Source organism: Arenibacter troitsensis (assembly GCF_900177645.1).
Classification (GTDB): domain Bacteria; phylum Bacteroidota; class Bacteroidia; order Flavobacteriales; family Flavobacteriaceae; genus Arenibacter; species Arenibacter troitsensis.
In genome coordinates this window covers 1,028,098-1,051,446 of record NZ_FXAO01000001.1, presented here as the reverse complement: position 1 = coordinate 1,051,446, position 23,349 = coordinate 1,028,098, and the positions used below count along the sequence as shown (strand labels likewise).

General features: G+C 40.6%; 14 protein-coding genes. 5 read left to right on the top strand and 9 right to left on the bottom strand.

The annotated features are described in order from the left end of the window. The first annotated feature begins 220 nt into the window (after positions 1 to 220). The 5 genes from B9Y87_RS04250 (at position 221) to B9Y87_RS04225 (ending at position 7,621) form a co-directional block, all read left to right on the top strand. A complete protein-coding gene (locus tag B9Y87_RS04250) occupies positions 221 to 1,519 on the top strand; it encodes a nucleoside hydrolase-like domain-containing protein (protein WP_245808636.1) in 1,299 nt (432 codons plus the stop codon). A gap of 5 nt (positions 1,520 to 1,524) precedes the next feature. Continuing rightward, complete coding sequence (locus B9Y87_RS04245) at positions 1,525 to 2,949, top strand: DUF1593 domain-containing protein (RefSeq protein ID WP_139827136.1); 1,425 nt, start codon at positions 1,525 to 1,527, stop codon at positions 2,947 to 2,949. A 10-nt stretch (positions 2,950 to 2,959) separates the two neighbouring features. Next, on the top strand, positions 2,960 to 4,414 hold the full coding sequence (locus B9Y87_RS04240) for a DUF1593 domain-containing protein (RefSeq protein WP_085496435.1): 1,455 nt from the start codon (positions 2,960 to 2,962) through the stop codon (positions 4,412 to 4,414). A gap of 298 nt (positions 4,415 to 4,712) precedes the next feature. Then, positions 4,713 to 6,212 (top strand): glycoside hydrolase family 140 protein, encoded by a 1,500-nt coding sequence (locus tag B9Y87_RS04230; RefSeq protein WP_176225585.1) that lies wholly within the window; start codon positions 4,713 to 4,715, stop codon positions 6,210 to 6,212. Positions 6,213 to 6,232: 20 nt separating this feature from the next. Continuing rightward, positions 6,233 to 7,621 (top strand): pectate lyase family protein, encoded by a 1,389-nt coding sequence (locus B9Y87_RS04225; protein WP_085496667.1) that lies wholly within the window; start codon positions 6,233 to 6,235, stop codon positions 7,619 to 7,621. A 340-nt stretch (positions 7,622 to 7,961) separates the two neighbouring features. Here the strand turns inward: B9Y87_RS04225 and B9Y87_RS04220 are convergent, their stop codons facing one another. From B9Y87_RS04220 to B9Y87_RS04185, 9 genes are all read right to left on the bottom strand, one after another. Further along, the gene (locus tag B9Y87_RS04220) at positions 7,962 to 10,349 is read right to left on the bottom strand and encodes a glycoside hydrolase family 3 N-terminal domain-containing protein (RefSeq protein WP_085496665.1); all 2,388 of its coding nucleotides are present in this window, start codon (positions 10,347 to 10,349) and stop codon (positions 7,962 to 7,964) included. 24 nt (positions 10,350 to 10,373) lie between these two features. Continuing rightward, positions 10,374 to 10,502 (bottom strand): hypothetical protein, encoded by a 129-nt coding sequence (locus B9Y87_RS22285; RefSeq protein ID WP_262483170.1) that lies wholly within the window; start codon positions 10,500 to 10,502, stop codon positions 10,374 to 10,376. A gap of 17 nt (positions 10,503 to 10,519) precedes the next feature. Next, entirely contained in the window at positions 10,520 to 12,922 is a 2,403-nt protein-coding gene (locus tag B9Y87_RS04215) for a glycoside hydrolase family 95 protein (protein WP_085496429.1), read from the bottom strand. A gap of 122 nt (positions 12,923 to 13,044) precedes the next feature. Continuing rightward, the gene (locus B9Y87_RS04210; RefSeq protein WP_085496428.1) at positions 13,045 to 14,478 is read right to left on the bottom strand and encodes a sialate O-acetylesterase; all 1,434 of its coding nucleotides are present in this window, start codon (positions 14,476 to 14,478) and stop codon (positions 13,045 to 13,047) included. 3 nt (positions 14,479 to 14,481) lie between these two features. Then, a complete protein-coding gene (locus B9Y87_RS04205) occupies positions 14,482 to 15,267 on the bottom strand; it encodes a sialate O-acetylesterase (protein ID WP_217807480.1) in 786 nt (261 codons plus the stop codon). Between the two features lie 92 nt (positions 15,268 to 15,359). Next, complete coding sequence (locus B9Y87_RS04200; RefSeq protein ID WP_085496424.1) at positions 15,360 to 16,820, bottom strand: hypothetical protein; 1,461 nt, start codon at positions 16,818 to 16,820, stop codon at positions 15,360 to 15,362. Between the two features lie 234 nt (positions 16,821 to 17,054). Then, positions 17,055 to 18,704 carry a RagB/SusD family nutrient uptake outer membrane protein gene (locus B9Y87_RS04195; protein WP_085496422.1) on the bottom strand — a complete coding sequence of 550 codons (1,650 nt, stop codon included), beginning with the start codon at positions 18,702 to 18,704 and terminating at the stop codon, positions 17,055 to 17,057. A gap of 32 nt (positions 18,705 to 18,736) precedes the next feature. Further along, the gene (locus B9Y87_RS04190) at positions 18,737 to 22,030 is read right to left on the bottom strand and encodes a TonB-dependent receptor (protein ID WP_085496420.1); all 3,294 of its coding nucleotides are present in this window, start codon (positions 22,028 to 22,030) and stop codon (positions 18,737 to 18,739) included. 82 nt (positions 22,031 to 22,112) lie between these two features. Further along, on the bottom strand, positions 22,113 to 23,282 hold the full coding sequence (locus B9Y87_RS04185) for a FecR family protein (protein WP_085496418.1): 1,170 nt from the start codon (positions 23,280 to 23,282) through the stop codon (positions 22,113 to 22,115). Positions 23,283 to 23,349: the final 67 nt, after the last annotated feature.

Here is a 23,349-nt window from a genome sequence, read left to right as displayed (position 1 = left end):
CAACAACCACAACTCTTTTCCCATAAACCAAACACCTCTCCTAACGCCATCGAGCAAACCATAAAAACCCCAAAAAACAAGGATAGCACAAAGATATATTATTTTGTTTATTTTCTTTTATTTTCTTTTATTTTCTTTTTTATATATTTGTGGATAATTATACCAATTTCAAGATCATGGCTACGACTATCCCGACAATTTCCTGCAAAAAATTATTTATATGACCTCCTTAAAAATTTTAACCTTAATAGGAATTGTTGGAACCTTGATATTTGGCATGTTGCTTCCGTGTGATAGTCCAACTCAAAAAAAAGCCAAACCCCGAATATTGGTCAGCTCGGACATTGGAGGAACCGATCCCGATGATTTTCAATCCATGATACATTTATTAATGTATTCCGACCTTTTCCAAATCGAAGGCCTGGTATCTTCTCCATTTGGCAATGGTCGCATCAGGAATATTCTAGATATGCTAGACCTATATGAAAAGGATTTACCTGAATTAAAACCACAGTTCCCAAACTTGACCCATCCAGATTCCTTGAGAGCCGTTTGTAAACAAGGAACAAAACTGGAAGCTCCTTATAAAGGATACGATACAGCCACCGAAGGCTCGGAATGGATTATTAAATGTGCCAAAAACACAACAGACCAACCGCTATGGGTTTTGGTTTGGGGCGGTTTGGAAGATTTGGCACAGGCACTACATGATGCTCCCGAAATTGAGAAAAACATTAGAGTATATTGGATTGGTGGTCCAAATAAAAAATGGAGCATCAATGCCTACGCCTACATCGCCAAAAATCACCCTAACCTATGGATGATAGAGGCAAATGCCACCTATAGAGGTTGGTTTATGGATTCTGAATCACCTCCAAAATTTAAGGGTAAATCCTATTACAACAATTTCATCCAAGGAAGAGGGGCCTTAGGGAAAAATTTTAAAAATCACTATAACGGCGAAATTAAAATGGGCGACACACCATCCCTAGCATATTTGATGAATGGAGACCCAAATAATCCAATGGGCGAAAGTTGGGGCGGAAGCTTTACTCCGATCAAATATAGTGCAAGAACAATCTTCCAAGGAAACAGCAGCAAGAACGATTCGGTAGCCGCCTATGCGGAATTGGAATGGAGATTTAAAGGGCCCGACCTAAACTTTCCACAGGACTCCACATGTTTTACCTTGGAAATTTCAAATCAATCATGGCCAGGATATCACCTTGGCAATGGCATTTATGGCGTTCGTTACTCCTCCAAAAAACCGGAAACAGGCAGCTATGTCACCAAAAGTTCGATACCCGAATTGGATGGTCAAAAAGGTCAGTTTGTAAGTACAACTCCATGGCCAGGAAAAGCGACTCCAGATGATTATCCATTGGGTTCCAATTGGTATAGTGACAGGTCATCCCCTGACCTATTTATCCAAGAACAGCAAGGTGCAAAAACAATTTCAAAACATCGGGAAGCCTTTTTATCGGACTGGGCTAAAAGGTGGCAATCAATAAACAAATAAAAAAGATGAAAACAAACAACTTCATTGCAATCGTTGGCATGGCCTTATTGACCATTTCCGCCATTGCCCAAGAAAAACCAAGAGTATTTGTCCTTACCGATATAGAAAATGAACCGGATGATGCCATGTCAATGGTGCGTTTTTTGGTATATGCCAATCACTATGACATTGAAGGATTGGCCGCTACAACATCTGTTCACCAACAAAACAAGGTTGCTACATACCGTATTCAGGAAATCGTAAATGCTTACGCTAAGGTACGGGATAACCTTGAAAAACATGAATCAGGATTTCCTACGGGAGATTATTTAAAGTCCAGGATAACCGAAGGATTACCAGAGTACGGAGTACAAGCCGTTGGGCCTGGAAAAGATTCCCCGGCCTCCGAATTATTGATCAAAGCCGTAGACAAAAAAGACTCAAGACCGGTTTGGGTAACGGTTTGGGGCGGACCAAATGTACTGGCTCAGGCACTTTGGAAGGTACGGGAAACACGTTCAAAAAAAGACCTGGAACAATTTGTCAAAAAATTAAGGGTTTACACTATTTCCGATCAGGACGACAGTGGGCCATGGATCCGTAAGGAATTTCCAGAACTATTCTTTATTGTAAGTCCAGGTTTTAATGCTGGTGGCGGTTATCATCATGCTACATGGAGCGGAATAAGCGGTGATTTTTTTCATGCCCGTTGTGACGGAGCCGATTTTAGCACCGTCACAAACGAATGGCTAGATCAAAATATTCGAAAGAAAGGCCCTTTAGGTGCCGAGTACCCAATGTGGGATTATTTAATGGAAGGAGACACACCCTCATTCCTTGCCTTGATCAATAATGGCTTAAGTTATCCCGAACACCCGGAATGGGGTGGCTGGGGAGGTAGGTACGAATATTACACCCCAAGGATGAAAAAGTGGTTTTTATCTCCAGAGACCAGACCCATCTTTTCCAATGCTGAAGATGAAGTCTTAGGTATGGATGGCCGATGGCACTCGGGCAACCACGAAACCATATGGCGTTGGAGGGAAGATTTTCAAAACGATTTTGCCGCCAGAATGGATTGGACTATCCTGCCATATGAAAAGGCAAACCACCCTCCTGTAGCCAAACTTGGACATGCACAAACACTTCTCGCTAAAAAAGGCGACAAAGTACTATTAAGTGCAAAAGGATCTAGCGATCCCGATAACGATGCCCTTTCGTACCAATGGTTTACGTACGAAGAAGCTGGGACATTTTCTGTTTCTAGTGCACGCAGTGGACAGCCCGTGGAAATTCAAAACTTTGATCAGCCAGAAGCTTGGTTCACTGTTCCAACAAAACGCGTAGGGGGTTCCGGAACAGGAACATTGCATGTCATCCTCAAGGTCACAGACCATGGCACACCTCGATTAACCCGATATCAACGTGTGATAGTCAATATTGAAGAGTAACAAATACAAAATGAAAAATATTCTTTATTCAAGTTTCATAGTATGGTTTTTGGCCTTTCATATTACAGTAAATGGTCAGAGCCAAAAACAACGTATAATCATAACCTCAGATGGTGAAATAGACGATGAGTGTTCCATGGTTAGATTTTTACTTTACGCCAATGAGTGGGATGTTGAGGGCATTGTAACCTCAAGTTCCCAATACCATTGGCATGGCCACAAATGGGCGGGAGATGACTGGATAGACCCCTATTTGGAAGCCTATGCGAAGGTATACCCAAACCTGATCGAGCACAGCAAGGATTACCCTACACCCCAATATTTAAAATCGATTAATTTCCTTGGAAATGTTGAAAGTGAAGGGGAAATGGACTCCATTACCCCAGGATCTACACATATTGCGAATGTTCTTTTGGATGAATCCGATGACAGACCCATCTGGATACAGGCTTGGGGAGGCACCAACACCATTGCCAGGGCCTTAAAAACCATTGAAGAAAAACATTTTGACAAGATGGCATATGTTGCCAAAAAATTGCGTTTTTTCTTTATATGGGAACAGGATGACACCTATCAATCTTACATTCGTCCACATTGGGGCAAATACAATATCCCCACTATTATAAGTGATCAGTTTTGGGCCGTCGCCTATCAATGGGACAAAATAATGCCCTCGGATAAACAGAAATATTTTAAAAGCGAGTGGATGAAAGCGAATATCCTGGAAGATCATGGCCCTCTGTGTTCCCTATACGAAGCGTATAAAGGTGGTAATGATAAGGAAGGGTTTATTGCTGGCGATGCCAAATCCAAAGGGGATTTTAGATCTGAAGGGGATTCGCCTGCGTTTATTTACACTATCCCAACAGGTCTCCGCTCTATGGAATCGCCAGACTTTGGAGGCTGGGGCGGTCGCTATATCCATGTTAGGGAAAATACTTGGCTGGATCCTGTTCCGCAAGCAGATTACCACTACCCCGAAGGACGATGGTACACCAAAACAGCATGGGGCAGAAACTATATGCGAGAAGAATATCCCAAAAATATAGATTTAATGAATGCCTATTTCAAACCTTTAACTCGTTGGGCAGATGCATTACAGAACGATTTTGCCGCGAGGGCCGATTGGTGCGTCAAACCTTATGGTGAGGCTAACCATCCTCCCATTGTTAAACTCACTAGCCCCTTGGATATTGAGGCAAAACCTGGAAGTAAGATTAAATTAAGCGCTAAAGGAACAATGGATCCGGACGGTGATCAACTAAACTATTCCTGGTGGCAATATCAAGAAGCCGACACTTTTGATGGGAAAATTGAAATAACAAATGCCCATAAACGGAATATTTCCTTAATAGTCCCAAAAAATGTAAAAAAAGGTGAAAATATACATATTGTATGCGAAGTAACGGACAATGGCACCCCAAAGCTTACCAGGTATCAGCGAATAATTGTCACAATTAAATAATTTTTCTATGGAAATTCAGGGAACTTATATTGGACAATTTCAAAATCATAGACTATATAATTTATTAATAAAATCTCTGAATTGGCACTTATATTCTTTTTAATCTCGTTGATGAACATTTTAAAGGCAGGTGTACACACCAATTCTCCTGGCACATTTGCCATGGGCACGAAAAAGTTACCGTACATAAACTCATACTATATATTCTGGAGCTTAAAGAAAAAGTAGCCAGATCATAGCTTGGCGCGAAACAACTCTTAAAACCTCACCCAACTAATACAAAAACAAAATGAACGCAATGAAAACCACTACCAAAGTCTCCAATAACTACCTAAAAAGGATACTGTTCGCAGCATTAGCTAGTATGTGCCTTGTTGCAACCTCCCAAACACCTTGGGAAAAAGGGGCCTTAGAAGTCTCTTCCAATGGACATTATATACAACACACCAATGGCAGCCCATTTCTATGGATAGCGGATACCGGATGGGGCATGGTCCAGCAATTGACGCGGGAAGAAATTGACCTTTACCTGGATAATCGACAAAAACTTGGTTTTACGGTCATTCAAACCGTAGCATTCTGGTATCCACATGGCGGAGGAATGGAAATGGGACCGCATAATGCTGCCAACACCTATGGTTTTCGACCTTTTAGTGGTAGTGAAGATATGCCAAATACCTCTGAACCTCTTGTGGTTTCTGGTGGAGGCCCGTCCGCTCCCAACGATTATTGGGACCATATGGACTATGTGGTCCAGGCAGTAAAAAAAAGAGGCCTATACCTAGCCTTACTTCCCTGTTGGGGCCGCGCCTATATAACCCCCCAAATGGGAGGGGCCCAACAAGAATTCACAGAGGAGGAAGCTCGTACTTATGGTGGTTTTTTAGGCAAACGATACAAAGACGAACCTAATATTATCTGGGTTCTAGGAGGCGATGCAAAAGCTCAAATTGATGGATATGACAAAAACGCCAACCTTCAGCAATGGGACAGGCGCAATGTTTTTCGGGCCATGGCGGAAGGCATAGCGCAGGGTGTTACTGGCCACCGTCCGAAATGGAACGAAAAACACTCCGCATGGAACAAGGTCTTCATTACTTTCCACCCTGATGGGGACGCCCCGGATAATTCTTCCAAATGGTTTCATTCAGATGAATGGCTTACGGCAAATGGCGTTGAAGTGTGGCGCGAACTTGATCAGGTCTATCCAACAATGTTAGGTGATTACCAATTGAACAAACCGGTTAAACCAAGTCTTTTTTTAGAAGGCTCATACGAATACGGTTCCTATCGCCATGTATGTGGTTGGGTTACACCGGTAAAAATTAGACGCCAATTTTATCAAACCTTCTTTGCAGGGGGCGCGGGACATACTTATGGCGCAGGCCCCATCTGGTCCATGCGGGGAAATGAGGGGGATTACAATTGCGGTTATACCTGGCAGCAAGCGTTGGATTTTCCTGGTGCTATACAAATAACCAATGTGGCCAAAAGATTTTTAATGGACCACAAGTGGCACCAATGGATACCCAATGGGAATAGTATCTTAGGAATCGGCGAAGGGGAAAACCTAAAAACTGCCGTGACCACGGAATCGAACGATATGGTAATCGTCTATTTCTCGAACAACTCAAATTGTGAGGTAACCAATATATTAAAAAAGGATGCCGAAGCTTATTGGTTCTATCCTAGAGATGGCCAAAAGGAAAACATAGCCCACTTTAAAGTAAATGAGTCCCGTGATATGATTCCGCCCGACGGGTGGGAAGATGCCATTTTAGTTCTTCGGGTTGATTAGTAAAATATAAAATGAGGAACATGAAACAAATAGTTTTAGCAATAGGGTTTGTATTAATTGGACTTAATGCATGTGCACAACAGCTGGCTTTCCCCACCGCTGAAGGGTACGGAAAGTATACCGTTGGCGGCCGCGGAGGAGATGTATATGAAGTTACTAATCTTAAAGATAGTGGTGAAGGAAGCTTACGTTCCGCCATTGAGGCCAAAGGACCAAGAACCGTAGTATTCAAGGTTTCAGGAACCATAAAACTGGAAAGTGATCTTCGAATTGAAAATCCCAACATTACCATAGCAGGCCAAACAGCACCTGGAGATGGAATTACCTTAAGGGGACGCCCACTGCTGATAGATGCTGATGAGGTTATCATCCGCTATATTAGAGTACGTCTTGGGGATGAATCAGGTGACGAAACAGATGCCATCTCAAGTAGATATACCAATAATCTCATTTTAGATCATGTTTCCGCAAGTTGGAGTATTGATGAAACCATGTCTATCTACCATGGCAAGAACGTTACGGTGCAATGGTGCATAATTGCTGAAAGTCTTTATAAATCCAATCACCAAAAAGGCAATCATGGCTTTGGAGGCATCTGGGGATCCGATTATAGCACCTACCACCACAATTTAATTGCCAATCATTCCAATCGCAACCCGCGTTTTGCTTCGGGATGTGGAAATGTTGACTACAGGAACAATGTAATATACAACTGGGGTTATGAGTCAGCCTACGGGGGGGAAGTGGCCCAAGTGGGCAATACCAAATTCAACTTTTCCAATATTAATATGGTGGCAAATTATTATAAGGCCGGGCCAGCCACAGTACCGGGCGAAATTAGACACCGTATAGTAGCACCATGGTCACGCAACAAGGCGGACGATTACGGGAAATGGTATGTTTCGGGCAATGTGGTTGAGGGCAACCAGTGGGTGTCAGAGAACAATTGGCTTGGAGGTGTTCAGCCACAGGACGGCAGCGAATACATCAAGGGGCTTAAACTAGAACAACCATGGCCGGCAATAGCAATTCAGCAGCAGCTGCCCGAAGAAGCTTATGCGTCGGTTCTACAAAACGCCGGAACAACCTTGCCAAAACGTGATGCAGTAGATCTCCGTATTATTAACGAAGTAAAAAATGGCGCTGCTACTTTTGAAGGATCGACCTATAAAAAAGATCATAAAATTGCAGATCTATTAAATAAAAGTGGCATTATTGATTCCCAAAATGATGTTGGGGGTTGGCCAGAATTAAAAAGTCTGCCTGCCCCAACAGATACCGATCATGATGGTATGCCAGATGTTTGGGAAAAAGAAAACAATCTTGATTACAATAATGCCACTGACAGAAACACCATGACCTCCGATGGTTATACTATGCTGGAAAAATATTTAAATTCCATTAAGTAGAAATTGCACTACCCCAATTTTAAAAATTACAATCAAACAACAATCTATATATTAAAAAAATCAAGTTCTACAAACAGGAGATGTATAGAGCCATCCAAAAAAAGTAGCCCTTATTTTCAAAAAGTTGCCTAAGGACATTGAACTTTTTTAAAACTATTCCTTCTTTTCCTAACTATAAGAAAATCCTTGACTGTAAAAGCCATTCATGATAACGCATTAAATATAAACTTCTAAATTCTTATGTTGACTTTCATTATGATTTTTGACTAGCTGAATTTCAGGGCCAAAATCAAGAACTAAAAGCAAACTAAATTCTATTATGAATAGTTTTTTTTATCTGTTAGGGTTTGAGTTGAAAAATCCTTTTAAGTCTGATATCCTCGGAACTAGCCCCGATCAATACTTCAAATTCTCCCGGTTCCACCGTCCAGTTCATATCCCTGTCAAGCAGTTGTAAGTCTTCTGGTCTTAAGGTAAAATTTACAGTTTTGGTATCACCCGGATTTAAGCTAATACGCTCAAAACCCCTGAGTTGTAGTTCATACACGATCACACTACTCACCAAATCCTTGAAATAGAGTTGTACGACCTCATCGCCCTTTACTTTTCCGGTGTTCGTTACGTCAACGGAAACCGTGATCTGCTGCTGCGTTTTGCCTATCTCTGGGGTTATCTTTAAGTTTTTGTAGTCAAACTGCGTGTAACTCAATCCGAAACCAAATGGGTAAAGCTCACCAACCACTGAGGTATTACCGGTGCCGTTAGGACCCGATGAAGGCTGACCAACTTGCGAACTTGGTTTGTATGGAAAATTTAACTCTAATTGCCCCACAGATCTCGGAAAGGTTATCGGTAACTTTCCTCCCGGGTTGTAATCGCCGAATAAGGTCTGGGCGATCGCATTTGGGCCTTCCACATTTGGGAACCATGCTTCTAGTATGGCCGGGATGTATTGATTCTCCCAATTGATGGTCAAGGGTCTTCCATTTATAAGGACAAGTACTATGGGTTTACCTGTTGCTTTAAGGGCTTGCAACAATTGAAACTGTCTTCCCGGTAGCCCCAGACTTGTTCTGGATCGGCTTTCCCCACAGCGTTTTTCATCCTCGCCCATTACGGCTATAATTACATCAGATAGGTTGGCTTTGGCTACTGCAGCATCTATCATTTGTTGCTCCTTATTAGAAAGTGGGATGGGGATGATTTCACTCTCAGGCCAAGCCTCATCGACTACTTCGCAGCCCAGCGAGAAGTCCACATTAGCTTTACTACCAACATAATTCTGAATGCCTTCCAACACACTTTTTACTTCTAAATTTTGAGGACCATATCGACTCACATAGACAGACTTGTCAACAGCCAAAGGACCTGTGACCAAAATATTGTCCAATTTATTAAGGTTGAGGGGCAAAGCATTATTCTCGTTCTTAAGAAGTACCAATGACTCTTTTGCCATTTGTAGCACAAAGTCTTTGGTATCATTGGCTACAATCTTATCTGCAGCTTTGGTATCCTTTACATAGGGCTCATCAAAAAGTCCCAGTTCAAATTTCACCCTTAAAACATCTTTTACATTACGATCAAGGGTTGCCATTGAAAGTTCCCCATCATTGACCAGTTCCCTTAATGGCAGAATATAATCTTGCGGTGGGGTAAAGTGGGTCCGCACATTTAAGCCTGCTTCTGCAACCTGTCTTACACCTTCTTTATAATCCTCGGCCACATGATGTTTTCTATGAAGAAACTCAACGGCCTCGCTATCAGAAACCACATACCCATTGAAGCCGTACTCCTGACGCAGCAGTTCAGTAAGGAAGTAATAGCTTCCACTTACCGGAATTCCATCCCAGTCGTTGTAGCTACTCATCACTCCTTTCGGATGGGCTATACCAATTAAGCGTTTGTAAGGATATAAATGCATTTGGTGCAGTTCTCTGGGAGCTACATGTGGATCCGTTCGAACCCTACCATCTCTTCCACCTTTTGGTACGCTGTATACCGCATAATGCTTTAATGTAGAAGCCACACCCTGTGACTGAATACCTTTGACCATTTGGATACCGAGTTCGGAAACCAAAAAAGGATCTTCTCCATAACACTCGACTACTCTACCCCATCTTGGGTCTCTGGCTAAATCTAATATTGGAGCATATATATTGGTGTACCCCAAAGCTTTTCCTTCCTTTCCTACTATCCCACCTGCCTGTCTGACCAAATTTTTATTCCAGGTACTACCAATGGCTATTGGGGATGGAAGCGGGGTTGCTTTATCATGGTTGAGTCCGTGAATACCTTCGTTGGTAAAGTCTACTGGTATGCCCAAACGTGTTTCTTCAATAAACCACTTTTGAATGGTATTAATGGCCTCTGCATGTTTGCTGTACGGATAGGAATACTGCGTGGGCTTCAAACCATTGAGCTGTTCGTCTATGTTGGCAATACCATCTTTCCACACCTCGTTTTTCCATCCGGGAGTTGGCAATTCATCTTTTAAAACCCGCTTGTAGCCATAAAGCGTAGCACATTGAGCTGTTTTTTCGTCCACATTCATCTGACTCAATAAGTCCTCGACTCTGGCATCAATTTCAGCTTCCGGATCCTCGAAAATATCTTTCTGACCGTTCTTATTAAAGTCAATCCAGCCTTTTTGGTAAATCGACTTCTTTTGGGCAAGGGACAAGCAGCTTACTAGCAAGCAAATCCCAAAAACAAATAATCTCTTTTGCATTATCATGGGCTTCATATTCTATGTCTATATTTTCATTAAATGAATTGTATTTCCCTCCCAATAGGTCGGCTCTTGATCGCGTAAACGCGTTTGTGCAATGACCTTGGAACAGCTGTATAGGGTTACAAAGAAAGATATCAGTATTTTACTCATAGTTTTTGACCGATTTTTTAGTTTTTAAAAGACAAGGTCCTGGTCTCTAGAGACTGGATATTTATCAATTCACTTTTATCACCAGCAAATACCTCAACTTCACCTGCAACCAGTGAAGTGATTCTTGCAACGGTGACTATTCCATCTTCCCATTCCATATCTACTTCAAAATTACCTCGGGCTTTCAGTCCCTCAACTTTGCCGTTTTTCCATTGCTCGGGCAAGGCAGGTAAAAGGTATATCTTTCCAGGTACGTGAGATTGGATTAGCATCTCAGCGATACCAGCAGTACCCCCAAAATTTCCATCGATCTGAAAAATACCAGGTGGATGTAGGTCGAAGAGGTTTGGGCCCAACTGTTCCCCGATAAGCCCTCTCAAATGGTCGTGTGCCTTTTCCCCGTTGCCAAGTCTGGCATAGAAATTAACGATCCAGGCCCGACTCCAGCCGGTTTGCCCTCCGCCGTCAGATAATCTACGCTCAATAGTTTTCTCGGCTGCTTCAAACAAATCTGGTGTTTCTGGAGAAATTTCTGCCGAAGGATACAGCCCGAATAGGTGTGAAATATGCCGGTGTCCTGGCTCAACTTCTTCATAATCTTCATACCATTCTTGTATGGTTCCGTTTGAACCGACCTTTGTGCGTGGCAGTCGCTTCATTGCAGCACTAATCTGGTCAGAGATTTCATTTATTCCCAATTGTTTCTCCGACTCCAGACATGCTTCAAAAACGCTCCTAATTATTTGCATATCCATCGTTGCAGCTACAGTATTCATCTGTGATTTTCCGGTAGCTGGATTTATGTAGGAGTTTTCAGGAGAGTATGAAGGCGCTGTGACCAATTCACCTTTTTCGTTTTCCTTTAAAAAATCTAAGATAAATCTTGAAGCCCCTGAAAGAATTGGATAAACAGATTCCCTAAGATATTCTTCATCTTTAGTAAACTCATAATGTCTCCAAAGTGATAGTGACATCCATGCGCCTGCAAGTGGAAAGCAGTATCCATTTGCCACCTGCGATTTTTTATGTGAGCCTTTAGGTGTTACCCTACCAAATGGATTTGTTGCATGGTGTGCCATCCACCCCTCTGAGCCAATAAATTTTTTAGCAGGAACTTTACCTCTTTCAGCAATACCCCGCATAAAATTTGAAAGTGGAATTGTGGCTTCAGAAAGGTTACAGGTCTCAACCGGCCAATAATTCATTTGTAAATTGATATTGAGATGAAAATCAGACTCCCAGGGCGCCCACATCTTTTCACTCCATATCCCCTGCAGGCTGGAAGGTAAGACAGCCCGTCGCATCCCGCTCGACATCATCAAATAGCGACCGTATTGAAAGAAAAGTTGCTCTAGCCCCACATCCTCCTTTCCTTGCGATAGTCTTTCTAATCTTTCTTTAGTTGAAAGGCTGTCTGGGGATTTGGCTTCAATCTCTAGTTTTACCCGATTGAAAATCCCAGCATGCTCTGTGATATGGTCTGTTTTAATTTGATCATATGAATCCTGTAGTGCTGACTTGAGTTTGTTGATAGAATTTTTCTTTGCATCAATACTTCTATCAAAATTCATCTCTGCTAAATTATAGTCTGTTGCTGCGCTTGAAATAAGCGTGAAGGAAGTACTATTTTCAATATTTAGCTTATTACCCAAAACCTTCATCTCACCATCCTGTGTAAGCACCCCGATATGACTGGAAAATTTCATGTGATGTCCCCCTTGACCAGACCCTCCTTTATTATCCTCATAACCATTTGGATCATCAAATATTTGACCGGTCACTTCAATAATCTGATCATCAATTACACTAATAGTAACATCCTTTTCTCTCTGAAAATCAATCTGTGTAGAAAGTGGCTCGCCATCAAGACTTTCAAACCGGTAAATCAAGACATCATAATCAGCAGAAATGAAAGACTCCCGTTTAAAACGCTTACCGTCAACTACATATTCAATAGTCAAAATCCCGGTTTCTAGATTAAGGCCTCGTTTATAGGATTCAGATGTCCCGTTATGGTCGAATGTCAATAATAACTTACCCAATGGTTCGTAAGATCTAAAAGCCGTAGGTGAAACAGCTAGATTCTTCATAGCATAATCAAAGGCGTCATCATAGTTCCCCTCAAGGTTTAACTCTTGAAATTTCTGGTAGTGTAAGCCCACATTATCAGGATACGGGTCTTCAGGAATTCCTGCCCATAGGCTTTCTTCATTAAGATATAGTTTCTCATCCTTTACCCCACCAAAAACCATAGCGCCCAATCTACCATTACCCAGAGGAAGTGCTTCAAGCCATTCTGTGGCTGGTTCATTGTACCAAAGTGAGTGCGTATAAACTGCACTGTCGTCTTTTTGATTGGAACATGATGCTAAAAAATAGCAAAATGCCATCAGCGAAGGTTTAAAATATTTTGTAATCATCTTTTTATTCTAGAATATTAATTCTCAATTTCACAGCTGTACATTCAGCCATCTTCAGTGCAGATGTAGTTTAGATCTGCACTCATTAAACAATTCATATCTCAGGGATATTTGCCTGCAAATTATTTTACAACATCTTCCCAGTTGTCAGTTCTAAATGAAGAAGCGGGTATACCATATCGATTATACAAATCCCCTACAACAAAATCCTTAAATGCATATCGCACCGCAACAGGCTTCTTTACCTCTGGACTTGATAGCAGCATTGTTTTTGTTTTCCAATCGTATCTGGCAGATGCCGGGTAAAATTTCCTATTCGCTCCTGCCATTTCAAAAAGGTGAAAACCTTTACCATAATTGGTAATGCCTCCATCGTCATTTTTAAACGTTAGGTGTACTTCAGATCCGTCAATGTTCATTTCATCTAATTCAGGCCCTCTACAAACTATTCCTTTTATACCATACGTTTCCTTTAAAGCGTAATAAGCAAGACGTTGACCCGCCTCAACTTTGTTGGCAGGATGGATGTCTTTTTCTTCGCCAGTATCCATTAATGATACCATTCCCGAATTGGGTATTCGTTTGGAGGCCTTATATTGGGCTTCTCTTAAAAAAGCAGAATTTATTTCCGGTTCCTTATAATCAAAAGGTGCTATCTGGCAGTAATAAAATGGGAACTCACCTATATTCCAACGCTCCCTCCAACGTTTAACCATAAGCTCCATTAAATCCCCATAAATTTCAGGTTCCTTTCTGTTGCTCTCTCCCTGATACCAAATAACTCCTTGTATTTTAAACTGGAGCATTGGGTTTATCATGGCATTGAATAATGCGGATGATCTGTTTTGACTGATTTTCTTATTATGATCTTCCAATATTGAAGGATCGAAGGATTTTAAACCAGCTTCATCAATCCATGCTTGAATACGAGTTCCTCCCCAATTAGATGAAATTAAGCCAATGGGAACATGAAGTGTTTCATACAGCATTTTACCGAAATAATATCCTACGGCACTAAATTCTCCGGCTGATTCAGAACTACATTCCTTCCAGTCTGCCTCGAAATCATCTTCTGGTTCATAGCTCATAGCCTGTTCTACGTTGAATAATCGAATAGAAGGTTGGTTTGCTTGAAGCAACAAATTATTTGGGTTTGGAGAGGTAGGACTTCCTGTCCTAATAAGGTCCCACTCCATATTAGACTGCCCGGAACATACCCAAACTTCCCCTATCAAAACATTTTCAAGACTTACGGTTTCTGTACCATCTGTAATAGTTAGCTGATAAGGCCCTCCGGCTTCCGGGGTTTTAACCTTGAGTTTCCAGTTACCTTCCTTATCTGATTTGGTCGTATACCTGCTTCCATTCCATGAAGTCTTAATAACTATGTCTTTTGTAGCTGGTCCTGTACCCCAAATGGAAACATCACTATTGCGCTGGAGCACCATATTGCTTCCAAAGATTGATGGCAAGTGTACTTGAGCCTGAATCTGGCAGGATATCAATACGTATAAAATGAAGCCCAAGTTTAGCCTTATTTTTAATCGCTTTCCCATGAATCAATTGTTATTATTTTTAATTGTGCTGCGCATCACCTTTGCATATCGCTTTCCCAATATACGCTGTGCTGCAGCATTGAAATGAGAATTATCGCCTTTATGATTCAATCCTTTCGAGGAAATCCAATACGTGTTTTTATCATTTTCAGCCACGTATCTGATTATTTGATTAATTGCCTGAAACCTGAGGGCTTTCTCTTCTGGCTGTGCAAACCGACCCAATTCTCCCATCACGATGGGAAGGTCGGCATCACCTACTTCTGCTCTAAAAATCTCAAATAAGCTATTGACTGCTTTGTTGTAAACGGGTATATCCTTCTCATTAGCATTGCCTTCGCCTTGATGCCATAAAATACCTTTAATCTCACCTCTTGCTTTGGCAAGCTCAACTTTCTGTTTAAAATTGCTCAACAGTTTTACCCCACGATGTTCTGAATCCTCTAGCCATTGATAAATGGAACTTCCGCCAACAGCACAGGGAACTAAACCTATGGTAACGGAATCAGGAACGTGCTTCAACATTTCCTGAGCAAAGCTTAACCCACAGTCCAGGCCGCTATTTTCATAAAAATGAAGCGGTTCTTTAGCTAAAACCCAATTGTCTTGACCGTCTATACTCCAAATTCGAGGATTGCTTATGGTATCCTGAGCCTCAATAGCACCACGACCCGCCATATTGGATTGACCTGCCATTAGGTAGATCCAAACCGTTTGAGCTGGATTTTTTTCCAGGGGCCCCTGTTCTTCCTGGAGGGTGTTCTTTGAAACATTGCACGAACTCAACATCAAGATGAACAAATAAAATGGTATGAGGATTGGGCCAGATTTACACCAATTCCCAGCTTCAATATCGCAAATAACAGGTTTATTTATCCCCATTACTTCAAGCCTGTAAGATCAGAATTTATAGAAATGATGCCTCCTTCATTTTTGATGATTGCTTTAAAATCTTCTGAAATTTCAATGTTATTATCCATTTTCAGAATGATCTCTTTTCCCTCTACTCGATTTTCGATAAGCGTCATTTCCCCTTTCTTATTCAAAGTGTTGCCATAAAAATTGACGAATGTTTTTCCATAATCCGGCACATAGCCTTTCTTCCCGTGAAAGAGAATTCCGGAATTTCTTAAACTACAGTTGGTAATGGTAAATACATCTACGGGCGTGTTGACTTTCACAAAAGGTAATTCACCATCGTGTAACACTTTTACATTATCAAATAATAATTGCTCTTGCTGAGGAATGGTTGCTCCTGGATAATAGGATCTGCTCCAACTGCTATTATCAAAATGTATGGAAAATGAAGATCGGGGTTTTTCCAGAAAAATATCACGATAAACCACGTTTCGTACTCCTGCGGTGTACTGCACATCATCTTGCATCATCACCCATTTGATGCCATCCAGAACCACTGTGCCTTCTTTATGAGTAGGTTGGGTTTTGGTTTTCCAGGTACCTTTAATTATCTTACCATCGTCTCCCAGCGCATCTACACGGTAGATTCTGCCATTAGAGACGACCGCATCAGCATTTTGCAGTTCTAATCCTTCTTCCCAGTCTATCCACGCCCCGGCTAGTATTCGGCAGAAGTAACCCACTATAGGTTGCCCATCTAAAGAAAGGTCATTACAATTTTCTATCACACCATTTTCTATCCAACCGACTTCCGGATTGGAGTTGGCATAATCGTGAGCATTGAGCGCCAGTGCATCGTCCAGGGTTTTAAAGGTAGCGTTGGATATTTTGAAACGATTACCTCTTCCCAGATGAATCCCGTCTTTATCACCTTCCATAATGGTATCATCTATCAGTAGGTCCTCAAAGGTACAAACGTGGATACTGAACTGAACTCCCTCAATATCATAACATCGGAAGCCCTCGATCTTCAGATCTTTTACATAGAAGAAAGCAAGCTGTCCTCTAAGTCCGAAAACTTCATTGTACCGCTTTACCACACCGTTTACACTTATGTGAAGTCCTTTGACCGATATATGTTCGTCCCAGGTTCGAGTAAGCGCACCCTTGTTCAAAAGCACGTGGGAGAATAGTCCTACTTCGTTCACTTTCTGGAGTATGACCCCTTTCCCGAACTCAATCGCAGTATTGCTGCCAATGTAAGTAGTTCCCGCCACTTTATAGACTCCGGGTTGACTTACAATGATCGTTCCTGTTTGGTCAATTGCTTTTTGCAAGGCCTTTACATTTTCCACTCCCGTTGCATTGGGAGAAAAACCAAATTCGGCTGCATCTACAAATCCCCTATTATTAGCAATTAAGGGCAATGTTGTAATAAAAAATAAGCCCAATAGTATTAATTTATGTATTATTTTGATTCGCATTTTCTTTTTTTAATTTCAACTATTCTAATTTTATTGTTTCAAATCCTAATGATTCGATAGGTAGAACTACCCCACTTCTTCGTTTAAGCAGGCTTAGTTTGCCATTGAACATCTTAAGGAGTATCAGGAATTGTGTGGTACGGTCATTTAGATCAACATTATTTTTATACTAATGCCACCCCAAGTCACTTGTGATGGCATTATAAAAAACTAACCCAAATAACTCAAACTAATTTAATACCCGGGATTCTGTGTTAATTCCACTCCCGTATTTAAGTCAATTTCACGTTGTGGAATAGGCCATAGATTATTATGTTGGCCAATTGTGGGTCCTGCCCATGGGTTGAGGTCACGTGTTCTTTCAAACATCAGGTCAAGCCTCATCAAGGTCAATGTTCTAAATTCTTCCATTGTTAGTTCCCTTGCGCGTTCATCCAATATGAAATTAATATCTACATCCCCCTCTGAGATTGGGTCGGCATTAGCTCTTTCCCTTACCTTATTAATATCGGCAGCTGCCAGAGTCCTATTTCCAGAGCCCAAATATGCTTCAGCTCGCAGTAAATATGTTTCAGCCAAGCGCATTACATAACAATCTCGCCAAATTCTGCCTGTGTTGATAACACCTCCGGGATGGTTGAAAGGGGTTGTATTCTTCATGAAATATGGAAACCAGTACCGCAGTTCCTGTGATTCCACTGTTTCCAATTCAGCTGGTTGTCCAAAATAGGCTGAGTTAGGATTGTTATAAATAAAATCTCCCCTTTCAAAACGGTGAATGTTGTTTGAAGAATTTCTCATATCAACATCATAATTTCCATCATTATCTATATCCCAAATATCGTAAGCCACATAATCTGTTAGGGTACACCAACCCACGGGCCTTCCGTACTGATCACTAAGTTCAAATCCATTAACTCCATCAGGGTCTTTCAATGAATGGTACCTGGATCCCCAGGCTCTTTCCATTGTAAATCCACTTGCTCCAGTTTCTATGCCTCCACCTGGTGTTTCATATTCTATCTGAAGAGCCCATATGGTCTCCTTGTTTCCGCTCGACCTATTTTGATTGCCGATCCTAAATAAATCCCAATACACATCACCAGGCTCATCTGATCTTGACCCAAAACGATTGGTCATCAATTCGTAATTAGGATTATCAATGACTGCTGAGGCTGCGTCAATAGAATTCTGCCATTGTTCAACCGCAATATAAGCTTCGGCCAAAAGGTGATAAGCAGCACCTTTCGTTATTCTTCCAGGTTTTAGTTCTGTTTCTCTGAGATTTTCTATTGCAGATAATAAATCATCGATTATAAAATCATACACTTCCTCTTTAGACGCTCGAACAAGATCATTTACATTAGCTTCCACTTCGTAGTCAACAATAGGTACGCCACCGAATAGTTGTACCAGTATTCGATAAGCATATGCTCTAAAAAATTTGGCTTCCGCTATCAATTCGTCTTTCTGAGCATCGTATTCCCAAACAATTTCCGGGTTTTCAGCGCGAGTAATTATAACATTGGCATTCTTTATTATCTTATACATATTGCTCCAAAAAATTCCCGAAAGGCCATCTGTTGAACTTATTGCTTCGTAGTTCATTCTAGCCCCACTAACAAAATTTTCCCCAAAACCTGCCAAATCTGCACCTAATCCTAACAAAACGTGAGGTCTTGTTCCATCGGCTGCAGTATAAATATCCCTTACATTCTTATGAAGATTGGTTACTGCATATTCCACTCCAATAGGTTCCAGAAAAGCATTGCTCGAAGTCAGAAAATCTTTTGGTTCTTCCTCAAGAAACTCATCACTACAACCTATTTGCACACCTGTTATCAGTATAGCAATTACTATTTTTATATATACCTTTTTAATCATTGTCTTAATATTTAGCGTTATTTTTTGGTAATTCACAGTCCAATTTCCAATCCTAGTATAACTGAACTAATTATTGGTGTACCACTAATGGTGGTCCCCAATTCTGGATCGTATCCTGTCCATTTCGTCCATGTTGCCAAATTCTTTCCACTTGCGTAGAGGCGAAACTTATTTAATCCCCACTGTTGTATAAAGTCACTTTTAGAAAAATCATAAGCTATAGTTACATCTTGTAGGCGAACAAAACTTCTGTCTTGGTCGAATCTGTGTCTTATTCTTGGATTATAATCAATTCTTGGGTACTCATTAGTGGGGTTGGTTGGAGTCCAATAAGGTATATTGACCATATTAGCCCTACCTGGAAAAAATGTGTTGGGGTTAAGCATTCTATTATCGGCCAAATACCAATTATTGCCACCCTGAATCGAATTGACAAAAGCGGAGAAAGTAAGTTTTTTATAACTTATTGAGTTGGTTACACCAAACCTATAATTCGGATTTTCATTACCATATATAACTCTATCATCTGGGGTTATACCTTCTTCACCGTCGGTATCCAAGAGCCTAAAATCACCTTCACGATAACGATTTGGTATATTTGGATCCCCAACTTGATAAATACCGTCTGTCTTATAATTATAAATTGCCCCTAGTGATTCGCCAATAAACCATCCTCGGGAAATATCATCATCTTCTTGGCCGTCACCATTCGCATCCTCTCCATACAGCGATACTATCTCATTTCTATTCAAAGAAAATGAAATTCCTGTTTCCCATTTAAAATCTCCCGATTCAACATTCACAGAATTCAAAAATACTTCGACTCCTTTGTTCTGAACTTCACCAAGATTGGTCCAAGTAGTTTGATAGCCAGTATATGATGGCAAAGATCTTTGAACAAGCAAATCAACAGTTTTTGATTTATAAAAATCCAAATCTCCTGAAAATCTACCATCGAATAATTCAAAATTTAATCCTAAATTGAGAGACTTTGTAGACTCCCATTTCAGATCATTATTTGCTATCGAAGTAATTTCGTAGCCATTCTCTGTGTTGGCCCCATCTCCAAAGATATATTGAGTGGTACCAACACGAGCGAGGCTGCTATACGCACCCAACCCTTGATTACCATTTTGACCATAGGACAACCTTAGTTTAAGAAATGATATCCAATCAGCGGAGTCCATAAATTTTTCTTGGGAAAGTACCCAAGCCAATGATGATGAAAAGAAATTTGCGTATTTGTGGTTTGCTGCAAAACCAGAAAACCCATCCCTTCTAAAAGTTCCTGTAAGGAGATACTTGTTATCATACCCATAATTAATACGAGCCATTGCCCCTTCACTTGACTGCTCACTAAACCCGGAATCCACCGTTTGGGAGCCTCCCAACTCCACTGCATGGTACCCGAGTATTTTAGATCCAAAATTAGTAGAGCTAATGTTGGATATTTCAAACATCTGACTATCGCGGGTGTATACCAATGTGGCTCCGACCTGATGAATATTATTGATATCGTTTGAATAACTTAGAATATTATTCATAAGCCAACTGTCCCTAAATTCATTGGACTTGGTGGCAACGCCATTTACTTCTTGAGCCCTTCTATCCCTATCAAAACTCGCTTGTCTCATCCACGTTAGATTTTTAGAATAGCTATGTTTAAAGCTCAACCCCTTTATAGGAAGTTTAATATCTACATTTAATATGGCAAATAAATTATCCTGAGTATCCAAGTTATCATTAAGCAAAGGCAGGAAAGGGTTGGCGATTAATTGATCCGTTTGGGGAAAATTTTCATATAGACCCGGATTATCAACCTGATAAATGGTACCATAAGGACTAGACAGTACACTATTACCAAAATCAACTGCATCGCCGGAATAATCCCTATTGGAATAAGAAGAGTTGAGTCCTATAGTTAGCCAATCCGTAACATCTGTAGAAAAATTGGCCCTAAGGGTCGTTCTATTAAAATCATCTCCTTGTATGATGCCCTCTTGATCAGTAAAAGTTCCCGATAAATAATATTTTGTGCGCTCAGTTCTACCCGAAATACCAAGTTCGTAGTTTTGAATAGTTGCCGTTCTTAAAAGTAAATCATACCAATCAAGCTCACGCCCATTTAGATAATTGTCTACTTCATTGGGCTGCATATAATCGGCTATTGAGTTGGGATCGGCTACTTGTCCAGTGGCCTCTCTAAAATCCAATATTTTTTGCACATATTGATCACCGTCCATTAAATCAAGAAGGTTCCCAGCTTTCTGAATTCCACCATATGTATTTAAAGTGATGCTAGGCTTACCTACCTCACCGGTACCGCTTTTCGTGCTAATCAGGACTACTCCATTGGCAGCCCGAGAGCCATAAACGGCAGCAGCACTAGCATCCTTAAGAAAATCAATATTCTTAATATCCGTAGCACTAAAATCCAACAGTGAGCCTGAATAAATAATACCATCTACCACAATTAATGGACTATTGCTACCTGAAAGTGAATTTTGACCTCTAATGGACAAACTGGGTTCTTCCCCAGCAGCACTTACAGCTCCAATATTAATCCCAGGTACTTTTCCCTGTACCGCTTGCAACACATTTGTATTGGGTGCTATGTTTGCATCTTCAAAATCTACAGAAACAACAGCCCCTGTCAAATCTCTTTTTTTTACAGTTCCATAACCTACAACCACCACTTCGTCAAGCCCAGCGGCACTTTCCTCTAAGGTAACACTTAGGTTAGATTGTCCGTTTAAAGAGATTTCCTTGCTAGCAAAACCTATATAGGAGACCACCAGTATGGCATTTGAATTGGCAACCTCTATTATAAAATTTCCATCAAAATCGGATTGGGTTCCGTTATCGGTTCCTTTTACAACAACGCTTGCCCCTGGCAAGGGCTGGCCGTCCCTATCCTTAACCGTACCTCTTATTTCTGTTTCCTGAGAAGTATGTGCAGTGTTTACCTTTTGTGTCAGAACAATCTGATTCCCATTTATTCTAAAATCAAAATTTGTCTTAACGGATAGTTTATTTAAAACTTCCCTAATTGTTTCCTTCTCTACGTTCAATGAAGTTTTTTGGGTATCGTCTATTTCCTTAACATTATAAAAGAACCGATAGCCCGTCTGGGTCTTAATTTCATTCAGGATACGTTTTAAAGGAACATCGCTATAGTTAAATTCCATTTTTTTCTGCGACATAACCGAATTTGCCGACAACTGAAATAGCATAATGGAAGCAACAAGAAAGCAAAACTTCATTTTAAAATTTAATTTTTTGCAACGCCTTTTTTCAAAAGCGTTATCCACATCACTTTTTTTCATAATTTTGAATGCATTTGATTGTTAATTTATATTAATGGTCTACTAGATAAGGGGAGTGCTGGAACACTTCCCTTTCTTTTTTTTATTTTGTTATAGTGATTATATTTTGGTTTACTTCATAAGAGAATGGTGTACTTAGGGAAATCGTTTTAAGAACAGATTCGATATCCTCGTCCAAAAATTCCCCATTATAGATTTCATTGTCCAAACTTTCCGAATTGTTCACGAATTTCACGGAATATTTTCTTTCGAGTTTGACCAATATTTCAGAAAACTTTAGATGGTCTATTACCAAACGGTTCTGCATCCATGCCGTAAATATGCCCGTATCTACTTTTGCCTTCTTGAATTCGTTACCAAATTTGTTATAATTGGCCTGAAAACTTGGGGTCAAGTTCATGCCATTTTCCGGTGTTCTTGTTTCAAAAACGTTTACCGACCCTTCTATTAAAGTAGTAACAATCTCATCATCCGTATCATAGGAGGAAATATTGAACTTGGTGCCCAGAACCTTAACATCCACTTCTTGTGTATTGACAATGAATGGCTTTTTCTTATTTTTGGCAACATCAAAGTATGCCTCTCCTTCCAAGTAGACAATCCTTTTGTTGTCCGAATTCACGAAACTTTGGGGAAAACGAAGTTTTGAACCCGCATTGAGCCATACCAAAGTACCATCTGAGAGCTTTAGCCTAAAAGTTTGCCCATGTGGAATAAAAACCTCATTATAACGCAGGGTTCTATCCGACACTTCCTTAGCTTCATCAAATGTTAGGGAATTTTCTTCTTTATTGGCAACAATGTTGCCTATGGCATCCGTTATTGTCGTATCCCCTTCTGAGTTCAGAACCCTGGTTGTTCCATCGGACATTTTTAATACGATATTATTCCCTAAGGAAGTTTTTGTTCCATTTTTAACAACTTTTATTGAGGTTTGGGAAGTATTGGGGAGCAATTGCCGTTTGGCCAAGAAACCAATGCCAATTACAAAAGCCAGCACTGCAGCATACTTCCATATTGGCCGCAAAGGACTGGAGATCTTCTGTTTTGAATTGAGGTTTTCCAAAAACCTATGATACGCCAGGTCAGTATCGAAGTCCAGCGACATATTTCGCCTCGATGCTTTAATTTGATTTTTAAAATAGGACATATTAATGTCACTTTCCAGAATCCACTTCTCCAAAATTTCCCGTTCCTCTGGTGATATGGAGCGGTCAATAAATTTATCGATCAACAATTGATATTTAGACATTCGGCATTCCTTTTACCCTAAAGATGCAATAATTGTAAAAAACCCCTATGCATTTTAAATTTTTCTT